Annotated in this window: 10 protein-coding genes; 7 read left to right on the forward strand and 3 right to left on the reverse strand. The window is 74.9% G+C overall.

Annotated elements, in window-relative coordinates:
* Positions 1–199: 199 nt before the first annotated feature.
* Together EF903_RS20470 and EF903_RS20475 are read left to right on the forward strand one after the other, a co-directional pair.
* Positions 200–1,306: an FtsX-like permease family protein gene (locus EF903_RS20470; protein WP_125545251.1), complete on the forward strand. Its 1,107-nt coding sequence runs from the start codon at positions 200–202 to the stop codon at positions 1,304–1,306.
* Positions 1,303–1,986 carry an ABC transporter ATP-binding protein gene (locus tag EF903_RS20475; RefSeq protein WP_125545253.1) on the forward strand — a complete coding sequence of 228 codons (684 nt, stop codon included), beginning with the start codon at positions 1,303–1,305 and terminating at the stop codon, positions 1,984–1,986. Before EF903_RS20470 ends, EF903_RS20475 begins: the two co-directional genes overlap by 4 nt.
* Before the next feature lie 60 nt (positions 1,987–2,046).
* Here the strand turns inward: EF903_RS20475 and EF903_RS20480 are convergent, their stop codons facing one another.
* Positions 2,047–2,850, reverse strand: a complete 804-nt coding sequence (locus tag EF903_RS20480; RefSeq protein ID WP_125545255.1) for an IclR family transcriptional regulator — start codon at positions 2,848–2,850, stop codon at positions 2,047–2,049.
* Positions 2,851–3,180: 330 nt separating this feature from the next.
* Between EF903_RS20480 and allB the strand changes: the two genes are divergently transcribed.
* Positions 3,181–4,521, forward strand: a complete 1,341-nt coding sequence (gene allB / locus EF903_RS20485; protein WP_125545257.1) for an allantoinase AllB — start codon at positions 3,181–3,183, stop codon at positions 4,519–4,521.
* Positions 4,522–4,523: 2 nt separating this feature from the next.
* Positions 4,524–5,642: an allantoicase gene (gene alc / locus EF903_RS20490; protein ID WP_125545259.1), complete on the forward strand. Its 1,119-nt coding sequence runs from the start codon at positions 4,524–4,526 to the stop codon at positions 5,640–5,642.
* A 58-nt stretch (positions 5,643–5,700) separates the two neighbouring features.
* On the opposite strand, the gene EF903_RS20495 is transcribed toward alc, so the two are convergent.
* Complete coding sequence (locus EF903_RS20495) at positions 5,701–6,441, reverse strand: SDR family oxidoreductase (RefSeq protein ID WP_125545260.1); 741 nt, start codon at positions 6,439–6,441, stop codon at positions 5,701–5,703.
* Positions 6,442–6,611: 170 nt separating this feature from the next.
* Between EF903_RS20495 and EF903_RS20500 the strand changes: the two genes are divergently transcribed.
* Both EF903_RS20500 and EF903_RS20505 read left to right on the forward strand, forming a co-directional pair.
* Positions 6,612–7,229: a dihydrofolate reductase family protein gene (locus EF903_RS20500; protein WP_125545262.1), complete on the forward strand. Its 618-nt coding sequence runs from the start codon at positions 6,612–6,614 to the stop codon at positions 7,227–7,229.
* An 87-nt stretch (positions 7,230–7,316) separates the two neighbouring features.
* Entirely contained in the window at positions 7,317–8,504 is a 1,188-nt protein-coding gene (locus tag EF903_RS20505) for a cytochrome P450 (RefSeq protein WP_125545264.1), read from the forward strand.
* A gap of 51 nt (positions 8,505–8,555) precedes the next feature.
* Here EF903_RS20505 and EF903_RS20510 read toward each other — a convergent pair whose 3' ends face one another.
* The gene (locus EF903_RS20510) at positions 8,556–9,560 is read right to left on the reverse strand and encodes a Gfo/Idh/MocA family oxidoreductase (protein ID WP_125545266.1); all 1,005 of its coding nucleotides are present in this window, start codon (positions 9,558–9,560) and stop codon (positions 8,556–8,558) included.
* 197 nt (positions 9,561–9,757) lie between these two features.
* Here EF903_RS20510 and EF903_RS20515 point away from each other — a divergent pair, with 197 nt between their 5' ends.
* Positions 9,758–10,768 (forward strand): sugar ABC transporter substrate-binding protein, encoded by a 1,011-nt coding sequence (locus EF903_RS20515; protein WP_125545268.1) that lies wholly within the window; start codon positions 9,758–9,760, stop codon positions 10,766–10,768.
* Positions 10,769–10,811: the final 43 nt, after the last annotated feature.

Raw genomic sequence — 10,811 nt, forward strand, 5'->3', positions numbered from 1 at the left:
GGTCCGGGGTGCCGGCGACCAGCGGGGCGCCGGCGCGCTGCGCGATGTGGCGGGCGGCGCCCCCCTCGCCCGGGGGGCGGGAGGGGCGCGGGGGGGGGCCGGTCCAGGCCCCGCCCGCGCCGCGGGCGGGGCGCGCGCACCTGGCGCTCTTCGGCCGGCAGCCGCATCCCGGCGGGGCGGGGGCGGCCAGGGTGGGGGCATGTTCGTCGCTTGGAGAGATCTGCGGTTCGCAAAGGGCCGCTTCGCGCTCATGGGGTCGGTCGTCGTGCTGGTCACGCTGCTGGTCGGCCTGCTGTCGGGGCTGACGGCCGGCCTGGCCCGGGAGAACGTCTCGGCGATCACCGGGCTGCCCGCCTCGCACCTGGCCTTCGCCGCCCCACCGGGGCAGCAGGAGGTGTCGTTCAGCCGCTCCCGGGTCACCGAGGAGGCCTGGCGGGCGTGGCGGGACACGCCCGGTGTGCGGTCCGCCGACCCGCTCGGCATCCGCACCACCGACGCCGCGGCGGGGGAGCGGACCGCGGCGGTGTCCGTTTTCGGGGTGGAGCCGGGCGGCCCGCTCGCCCCCGCAGCCGGGGGCGGACCCGGCCCGGGCCGGGTGGTCCTCACCGAGCAGGCGGCGCAGGAGCTCGGCGGCCTCACGCCCGGCTCCCGGCTGGCCGTCGGGCCGCTGGAGCTGACCGTCGCCGCCGTCGCCGGCACCGCCGCGTACAGCCACACGCCCGTCGTGTGGGCGGACCTGGGCGACTGGCAGCGCCTCGGCTCCCCGGGCAGCGTCTCCGACGCCGCTGCCGGTGCGACGGCCGCCACCGTCATCGCCGTCGACGCCTCCGCCGGCGCCGGCCTCGCCGCCGCCGACCGGGCCGCCGGCACGGAAACGCAGACGGTCGGGGACGCCCTCGGCGCCATCGGCTCCTACCGGTCCGAGAACGGCTCGCTCCAGCTGATGCGCGGCTTCCTCTTCGCCATCTCCGCCCTCGTCACCGGGGCCTTCTTCACCGTGTGGACCATCCAGCGCAGCGGCGACGTCGCCGTCCTGAAGGCGCTCGGCGCCTCCACCCCGTACCTCCTGCGCGACGCCCTCGGCCAGGCCGTGGTGATGCTCGCGCTCGGCACCGGCCTCGGCACCGCCCTGGCCGCCGGCCTCGGCGCGCTGATCGGCGGGGGCGACGTCCCGTTCGTCCTCGACGCCGGCACCGTGCTGTTCCCGGCCGCCGTCATGATCGTGCTCGGTGCGCTCGGCGCCGCGCTGTCCATCCGGCGGATCACCGCCGTCGACCCCCTGACCGCCCTCGGGAGCGCCCGATGACCCTGCTGGTGCACGACGCCACCCTCACCTACCCGGACGGCGAGGGCCGGCTCACCGCCCTGGACGCCGTTTCCCTGGAGGCCCCCGCGGGCACCCTCACCGCTGTCGTCGGGCCATCCGGTTCCGGGAAGTCCAGCCTGCTGGCGGTCGCCGCCACCCTCGTGACCCCGGACTCCGGGCGGGTCGTGGTGGCCGGGCGGGACACCGCGCGACTGACCCCGGCCGAGAAGGCGGCGCTGCGCCGAGAGGAGATCGGCATCGTCTTCCAGCAGCCCAACCTGCTGCCGTCGCTGACCGCCGCCGAGCAGCTGCTGGCGATGGCGCACCTCTCCGGGCGCCCGCCGCGGGCGCTGCGCCGCCGGGCCCTGGAGCTGCTGGACGCCGTCGGGCTCGCCGACAAGGCGGACCGGCGCCCCCACCAGCTCTCCGGCGGGCAGCGCCAGCGCGTGAACATCGCCCGCGCGCTGATGAACGAGCCGTCGGTGCTCCTGGTCGACGAGCCCACCAGCGCCCTCGACCACGAGCGCGGCGCGGCCGTGCTCGACCTGCTGGCCTCCCTCACCCGGGAGCGGTCCACCGCCACGGTGCTGGTCACGCACGACCGCGCCCACCTGGAGCGTGCGGACCGCACGGTCGTGATGGCGGACGGCCGGCTCACGGAGCCCCTGCCGGCCGCGTGAGGGGCCCCGGTACAGGCCCGTGCGGGGAGGAAGCGTCCCCCGCACGGGCCCTCCGGCGCGCTACGCGGGGCTCTGGCTCTGCAGGGCCACCGACAGCTCGGCCGCCACGTTCTGCAGGATCGGCACGATGGACGCGGTCAGGTCCTCGGTCACCCGGCCCGCCGGACCCGAGATGGAGATCGCGGCGGCGGTCGGCGAGTTCGGCACCGACACGGCCAGGCAGCGGACCCCTATCTCCTGCTCGTTGTCGTCGACCGCGTAGCCCAGCCTGCGCACCTGCTCCAGGGCCTCCAGGAAGCCCTCGGGCGTGGTGATCGTCTTCTCGGTGGCGGCCGGCATGCCGGTCCGGGCGAGCAGGGCGCGGACCTCGTCCGCCGGGGTGTGGGCCAGGAGGGCCTTGCCGACGCCCGTGGAGTGCGGCAGCACGCGGCGGCCCACCTCGGTGAACATGCGCATGGAGTGCTTGGACGGCACCTGCGCCACGTACACGATCTCGTCGCCGTCGAGCAGCGCCATGTTGGCGGTCTCGCCGGTCTCCTCGACGAGCCGGGCCAGGTAGGGGCGGGCCCAGGTGCCCAGGAGGCGGGACGCGGACTCGCCGAGCCGGATCAGGCGGGGGCCGAGGGAGTACCGTCGATTGGGCTGCTGGCGTACGTAGCCGCAGGCGACGAGGGTGCGCATCAGGCGGTGGATCGTCGGCAGCGGCAGGCCGCTGGCGGTGGAGAGCTCGCTCAGGCCGACCTCGCCCCCGGCATCGGCCATGCGCTCGAGCAGGTCGAAGGCGCGCTCGAGGGACTGGACGCCACCGCCGCCGGCGGTGGGCTTGGCGGAAGCGTCGGTGGTGCTGGCGCTGGACGTCGGCACGGCGCGGTCCTTTCGGTGCTGGCAGGCAAGGAAGCAGCCTACCGGTCGGTCGGCGCCGGCCCCAGGGCCGGGTGGGCGCCGTACTCGCCGGTCAGAGCGGGTTTGCCCGGGTGGCGGGGGTGCTCGGGAAGTTACCCGTCCGCCTCCCGGCGGCGATAGCTACATTCTGGATAGCGAAATCCTAATTCCATCTTGTGGAAACATCCAATTGCGCAGCCGGTGTGTCGGTGCAGTGCCACGGCGCTCTTGACTGGGCCCCGGATCGGCGTGAAGACTCCGTCAACAGAACGTTGAATTTCACTCTGTGGAAGTAGATGGGGAGGTTCCGGCGTGTCCGACGACGTGGAACTGGTACTGCGCTCGACCCGCGTCATCACGCCCGAAGGGACGCGCGCCGCCTCGGTGGCCGTCGCCGCCGGGAAGATCGCCGCCGTCCTGCCCCACGAGGCGCCCGTGCCCGCCGGCGCCCGCCTGGAGGACTTCGGGGACGACGTCCTCCTCCCAGGCCTGGTGGACACCCACGTCCACGTGAACGACCCCGGCCGCACCGAGTGGGAGGGCTTCTGGACGGCCACCCGCGCCGCCGCGGCAGGAGGCATCACGACGATCCTCGACATGCCGCTGAACTCCCTCCCCCCGACCACCACCACCGCGAACCTCGCCGTCAAGCAGGACGTGGCCCGCGCCAAGGCGCACGTCGACGTCGGCTTCTGGGGCGGCGCCCTGCCCGACAACACCAAGGACCTCCGCCCCCTGCACGACGCGGGCGTCTTCGGCTTCAAGTGCTTCCTGTCGCCCTCCGGCGTCGACGAGTTCCCCCAGCTCGACCAGGAGCAGCTCGCCGTGGCCCTCGCCGAGATCAGCGGCTTCGGCGGCCTGATGATCGTGCACGCCGAGGACCCGCACCACCTGGACTCCGCGCCCGTCGTCCCCGGCCCCCGGTACGCCGACTTCCTCGCCTCCCGGCCGCGCGCCGCCGAGAACACCGCCATCGAGAACCTGATCGCCCAGGCCCGCCGCCTCGACGCCCGCGTCCACGTCCTGCACCTCTCCTCCGCCGACGCGCTGCCCGCGATCGCCGCCGCCCGCGCCGAGGGCGTGCGCATCACCGTCGAGTCCTGCCCGCACTACCTCACCCTGACGGCCGAGGAGGTCCCGGACGGCGCCAGCGAGTTCAAGTGCTGCCCGCCCATCCGCGAGGCCGCCAACCAGGACCTGCTGTGGGAGGCGCTCGCCGACGGCACCATCGACTGCATCGTCTCGGACCACTCGCCGTCCACCGCCGACCTCAAGACGGCCGACTTCTCCACCGCCTGGGGCGGCATCTCCTCCCTCCAGCTCGGCCTCCCGGCCATCTGGACCGAGGCCCGCCGCCGCGGCCGCACCCTGGAGGACGTCGCCCGCTGGATGTCCACCGCCCCCGCCCGCCTCGCGGGCCTCGGCCGAAAGGGCGCCATCGAGGCCGGCCGCGACGCCGACTTCGCCGTCCTCGCCCCCGACGAGACCTTCACCGTGGACCCGGCCGAGCTCCACCACCGCAACCAGGTCACGGCGTACGCGGGCAGGACCCTGTACGGCGTCGTGCGGTCCACCTGGCTGCGCGGTGTGCGGATCGCCGACCACGGCACCCCCACCGAGCCCACCGGCCGACTCCTCGAAAGGCAGAACTGACAGTGGCGATCCCTTCCTTCACCGGCAACGCGAACCCGTACGGGGGAGGCGACCCGTACGCCGACTATCGCACGGCCGAGTTCCCGTTCACCCAGTACGCGAACCTCGCCGACCGGCAGCTCGGCGCCGGTGTGATCGCCGCGAACGACGAGTTCTTCGCCCAGCGGGAGAACCTCCTCGTCCCCGAGCCCGCCGAGTTCGACCCCGAGCACTTCGGCCACAAGGGCAAGGTCATGGACGGCTGGGAGACCCGCCGCCGCCGCGGCGCCTCCGCCGAGCAGCCCTGGCCCACCGCCGACGACCACGACTGGGCGCTCGTACGCCTGGGCGCGCCCGGCGTGGTCCGCGGCATCGTCGTCGACACCGCCCACTTCCGCGGCAACATGCCGCAGGCCGTCTCCGTCGAGGGCACCAACTGGACGGGCGCGCAGGCCCCCACCCCGCAGGAGCTCCTCGCCGACGGCGTGAAGTGGACCACCCTCGTGCCCCGCACCCCGGTCGGCGGGCACGCCGCCAACGGCTTCGAGGTCGACGCCGAGCAGCGCTTCACCCACCTGCGGGTGAACCAGCACCCGGACGGCGGCATCGCCCGCCTGCGCGTCCACGGCGAGGTGCTGCCCGACCCCGCGTGGCTGGCGGCCCTCGGCTCCTTCGACGTCGTCGCCCTGGAGAACGGGGGCGCCGTCGAGGACGCGTCCAACCGCTTCTACTCCCCGCCGACCAACACCATCAACCCGGGCCGCTCCCGCAAGATGGACGACGGCTGGGAGACCGCCCGCCGCCGCGACCGGGGCAACGACTGGATCCGCTACCGGCTCGCCGCCGAGTCCGAGATCCGCGCCGTGGAGATCGACACCGCCTACCTCAAGGGCAACTCGGCCGGCTGGGCCTCGCTGTCCGTACGCACCGGCGAGGACGGCGAGTGGACGGAGTTCCTGCCGCGCACCCGCCTCCAGCCCGACACGAACCACCGCTTCGTGCTGGACGCCCCGGCGGTCGGCACACACGTCCGGATCGACATCTTCCCCGACGGCGGCTTCTCCCGCCTGCGCCTGTACGGCTCCCTGACGGAGGCGGGCACGGCGGCGCTCACCGCCCGCCACCAGGAACTCGGCGGCTGACGACCCGGCCGGTCCGGCCGCCGCGGGGGCGGCGCCCCCCCCGCGGCGGCCGCGCGGACTACACGGTGTAGCCGCCGTCCACCGAGAACTCCGCTCCCGTCACGTAGCCGGCCTCCGGGCCCGCCAGGAACGACACGACGGCGGCCACCTCGTGCGGCGTGCCGAACCGGCCCAGGGCCGTCGCCGCGCTCTGCGGGGCGGCGTGCGGCCCGTCCGCCGGGTTCATGTCCGTGTCCACGGGGCCGGGGTGGACCAGGTTCGCGGTGATGCCCCGCCCGCCGAGTTCGCGGGCCAGGCCCTTCGTCAGACCCGTCAGCGCCGCCTTGCTCATCGCGTACAGGGTGCCGCCCGGTGCGGCCACCCGCTGCACCAGGCAGCTGCCGACGGTGATGATGCGGCCCCCGGCCCGCATGCGGCCGGCCGCCGCCTGCGCCGTCACGAACGCGCCGCGCACGTTGACGGCGAGCACGCGGTCCACGTCGGCCGCGGCCAGGTCCTCCAGCGGGCCGAGCACGCCTATCCCGGCGTTGTTGACCAGGATGTCGATCCGGCCCAGCCCGTCCACGGCCGCCGCCACCGCTCCGGCTGCCTGCTCCGCGTCCCCGGCGTCGGCGCGCACGGCCAGGGCGCGCCGGCCCATGGCCTCGATCCGGGCGGCGACATCGGCGGCCGCGTCCGCCGACGCCCCGCTCACGTAGGTGAGGGCCACGTCCGCGCCGTCCTCCGCCAGGCGCAGCGCGGTCGCCGCCCCGATGCCCCGGCTGCCGCCCGTCACGAGGGCCACTGCGTTCCCGTTCACGGTGTTCCTTCCTCCCGCTGACTCGTTGACGCTTCAAGGAAACGCCGTGGGGAGGTCGGGCGTCTGGCAGGAATCCGACCTGGCGTCCGTGCGTGCCGCACGGCCGAGCCCGGCGCGGGCGGGGACCCTGGTGCGGTGCAGGCGACACCGACCCGAAGGAGCGCCCGGCCATGGCCAAGCTGACCCTGACCACCTTCCTCACCCTCGACGGCGTGATGCAGGCCCCGGGCGGGCCCGCCGAGGATCCCAGCGGCGGCTTCGCGTACGGCGGCTGGCTGGTGCCCTACGCCGACGACGGCATGGCGCAGTTCATGACCGAGGTGTTCGACCGGGTCGGGGCCTTCCTCCTCGGCCGGCGGACCTACGACATCTTCGCCGGGTACTGGCCGCAGGTCACCGACCCGGCGGACCCCATCGCCGGCCGGCTGAACGGCCTGCCCAAGTACGTGGCCTCGACGACCCTGGCCGACCCGCAGTGGGCGGGGACCACCGTCATCGACGGCGAGCACCTGCAGGGCGAGATCGTCCGCGTCAAGGACGCGCTCCCGGCCGACCGCGAACTCCAGGTGCACGGCAGCGGCATGCTGGCGCAGTGGCTGCTGGCCCGCGACCTCGTCGACGAGATGAACCTGCTCGTCTTCCCCGTCTACCTGGGGGCGGGCCGCCGGCTGTTCCCCCGCGGCGGCCTGCCGACCGCCTGCGAGCTCACCGCCTCCCGGACCACCGCCGCGGGCACCGCCATCCACACCTACCGCCGTACCGGCCGCGCCTCCTTCGGCACCTTCTGACCCGCCCCCGCGGCGGCGCGGGGACGCCCGCACAGTGGCCGGAAACGGGCGGGCCCGCGGATCAACCCCCGCCGTACGCTGGGCCGCATGCCCCAACCGGACATCAGCGGAAACGCCCCGGACTTCCAGGCCGACCCCTACTCCTTCTACGCGGCGCTGCGCGCGCGGGGCCCGGTCCACCGCATCGCCGCCTCCTCGGACGCGTACGAACCGGCCTGGATCGTCGTCGGCCACGAGGAGGCCCGGCAGGCCCTCACCCACCCCGGCCTCGCCAAGGACTGGCGCGAGCGCCTGCCGGACGTCCCCCACACCGCCGCCAACCTCAACATGCTGGAGTCGGACCCGCCGCAGCACACCAGGCTGCGCCGGCTGGTCGCCCGCGAGTTCACCGCCCGCCGCGTCGAGGCGCTCCGCCCCCGCGTCCGGGAGGTCGCCGACGAGCTGCTCGACGCGATGGCGGCCCGCCCGCAGCGCAGCGCCGACCTCGTGCAGGCCCTCGCCTTCCCGCTGCCGATGACCGTCATCTGCGAACTGCTCGGCGTGCCCGGCCTCGACCGGGAGCGGTTCGGCCACTGGTCCAAGGCGGTCGTCTCCCCGCCCTCCGGCGCCCCCGACACCGCCGCGCACCGGCAGCTCAGCCTCTACCTCGCCGAGCTCGTCGAGGCCAAGGCCGAGGAGCCGGGCCAGGACCTGCTCTCCGCCCTCATCCGCACCCGCGACGAGGACGGCGACTCCCTCTCCCCGGACGAGCTGATCGGCATGGCCTTCCTGCTGCTGATCGCCGGCCACGAGACCACCGTCAACCTCATCTGCAACGGCGTCCGGGCCCTGCTCGCCCACCCCGCGCAGCTCGCCGCGCTCCGCGCCGATCCGGACGGGCTCCTCGACGGGGCCGTCGAGGAGATGCTCCGCCACGAGGGCCCCGTGCAGAACGCCACCTACCGGCACGCCCGCGAGGACGTGGAGATCGGCGCCACCCTCATCCCCGCCGGGTCCACCGTCCTCGTCTCGCTCGCCGCGGCCGACCGCGACCCGGCCCGCTACACCGACCCCGACACCTTCGACATCCGGCGCGCACCCCAGGGCCACCTGGCCTTCGGCCACGGACTGCACTTCTGCCTCGGCGCCCCGCTCGCCCGGCTGGAGGGGCGCACCGCCATCCGCGGCCTGCTGGAGCGCTTCCCGAACCTGGCCGAGGACCCCGGCGCCGGGCCGCCCGCCTGGGTCGGCGGCAGCCTCATGCGGGGAGTGACCCGGCTCCCGGTGCGCTGGTAGCCGCGGACCGTGCCCCGCCACCCGCGGCAGCCGCAGCCCGCGCCCGGCCGCTCACAGGCCGGGCAGCTCCGCCAGGTCCACCGGGCGCCGCTCCCGCCGCGACAGCTCGCACGCCTCGGCGACGCGCAGCGCGGCCAGCGCCTCCCGCCCGTCGCAGGGGTTCGGCCCCTCGCCGCGCACGAGCCGGACGAACGCGGCCAGCTCCGCCTCGTACGCCGGGGCGAACCGCTCCAGGAAACCCGTCCACGGCTTCGCCGCCGGCGGCGGGCCGTGCGGCTCCGTCGACGCGATCGGGGTGCGGTCGTCCAGCCCGGAGGAGACCTGGTCGAGCTCCCCGGCCAGCTCCATCCGGACGTCGTACCCCGCCCCGTTGCAGCGGGTCCCGGTACACGTCACGAGCGTGGAGTCGTCCAGGACGAGCACCGCCGCGGCCGTGTCCACATCACCCGTCTCGCGGAACACCGGCGGGCCCGCGTCCGAGCCCGCCGCGTACACGTGCGCCACCTCCCGGCCGGTCACCCAGCGCACCATGTCGAAGTCGTGCACCAGGCAGTCCCGGAACAGCCCGCCCGACGTCGCCAGGTACGGCGCGGGCGGCGGCTGCGGATCGGCCGTCATCGTCCGCACGGTGTGCAGCCGGCCCAGCGCACCCGAGCGGACCAGCTCCCGCGCGGTGAGGTACCCGGCGTCGAAGCGGCGCATGAACCCCAGCTGGAGCACCCCGCCCGCGGCCTCCACCTCCCGCAGCACCGACAGCGTCCGGGCGAGGTCCGAGGCCAGCGGCTTCTCGCAGAACACCGGCAGACCGCCCCGCACGGCCCGCACCACCAGCTCCGCGTGCGCGTCGGTGGCGCTGGAGACGACCACCGCGTCCACCCCCCAGGTGAACACCTGGTCCACGGTCGGGGCGGCCGTCGCGCCCAGCCGCTCGGCGAGCCGCGCGGCCCGCCCGGGATCGGCGTCGGCCAGCAGGAGCGAGCCGGCGTCCGGGTGGCGGGCCAGAGCCGCGGCGTGGAAGGACCCGATGCGGCCCGTTCCGATCAGCCCGATGCGCATGCACTCAACCTGGACCGCGGCGGCGGTGCTGTCAATCCGCCTGCGGGCACCCGGGCCTGCCCGGATCGCCGGGACGCCCCCGATGGCCGCACATGGTGCACTGTGGCGGATACTGGGCGGCTGGAACCGGAATGACCGCTTTGACATCAGCGGACCGCGGAAGACGAAGACACCGCACGAAGGAAGGGCACGGCAACGTGGCAAGGGTCGGGACAGGGGTACGCGTCGTCGGCGCCGTGCTCGCGGCGGTACTGGGGGCCTCCCTCGCGGGCTGCAGCAGCACGGGCGGCAAGCGCGCCGAGGATCGCGCCAAGGCCGCGGCGGCGGGCCGGCCCGCCGTGTCCACCCCGCGCTGGACCTTCGCGATGGTCACGCACGCGGGGGACGGAGACACCTTCTGGGACATCGTCCAGAAGGGCGCCAAGGAGGCCGCGGCGAAGGACAACATCAACTTCGTCTACTCGCACGACGACCAGGCGCAGCAGCAGGCCCAGTTCGTGCAGAACGCCATCGACCAGAAGGCCGACGGCATCATCGTCAGCCTCGCCAAGCCCGAAGCGCTCAAGGACGTCGTCGCCAAGGCCGTCAAGGCCGGCATCCCGGTCGTCACCGTCAACTCCGGGTCCGCCCAGTCGGCCGAGTACGGGGCGCTCACCCACATCGGCCAGGACGAGCAGGTCGCCGGCGAGGCCGTCGGCGCCGAGCTGACCCGCCGCGGCCGCACGAAGGCGGTCTGCGTCCTGCACGAGCAGGGCAACGTCGGGCACGAGCAGCGGTGCGCCGGGGCGAAGAAGACCTTCGGCGGCACCATGGAGAACCTCTACGTCGAGGGCACCAACATGCCGTCCGTCCAGGCGGCCGTCCAGGCCAAGCTGCAGGCCGACCCGTCCGTCGACGCGGTCCTCACCCTCGGCGCGCCGTTCGCGGCGACCGCCGTGAAGGCGAAGGAGGCGGCCGGAAGCAAGGCCGAGGTCGACACCTTCGACCTCAACGCCGCAGTCGCCCGCGACCTGAAGTCCGGCGTCCTCGGCTTCGCCGTCGACCAGCAGCCCTACCTCCAGGGCTACCAGGCCGTCGACCTGCTGTGGCTCTACCGCTACAACGCCGACGTGCTCGGCGGCGGCCGCCCGGTCCTGACCGGCCCGCAGATCGTCACCGCCGCCGAGGCCGCCGCGCTGGAGGAGTACATCAAGCGGGGCACCCGGTGACCGCCCCCGCCTGCGCCGCGGCGGCCGCGCCCGCCAGTCCGGC

It is taken from the genome of Streptomyces sp. WAC05292 (assembly GCF_003949955.1).
In the GTDB taxonomy this organism is placed as follows: domain Bacteria; phylum Actinomycetota; class Actinomycetes; order Streptomycetales; family Streptomycetaceae; genus Streptomyces; species Streptomyces globosus.

Excerpts from the sequence above, each read along its gene's own strand:
- EF903_RS20505 (WP_125545264.1), top strand. The coding sequence starts at position 7,317 with ATGCCCCAACCGGACATCAGCGGAAACGCCCCGGACTTCCAGGCCGAC.
- EF903_RS20475 (WP_125545253.1), top strand. The coding sequence starts at position 1,303 with ATGACCCTGCTGGTGCACGACGCCACCCTCACCTACCCGGACGGCGAG.
- EF903_RS20510 (WP_125545266.1), bottom strand. The coding sequence starts at position 9,560 with ATGCGCATCGGGCTGATCGGAACGGGCCGCATCGGGTCCTTCCACGCC.
- EF903_RS20500 (WP_125545262.1), top strand. The coding sequence starts at position 6,612 with ATGGCCAAGCTGACCCTGACCACCTTCCTCACCCTCGACGGCGTGATG.
- EF903_RS20470 (WP_125545251.1), top strand. The coding sequence starts at position 200 with ATGTTCGTCGCTTGGAGAGATCTGCGGTTCGCAAAGGGCCGCTTCGCG.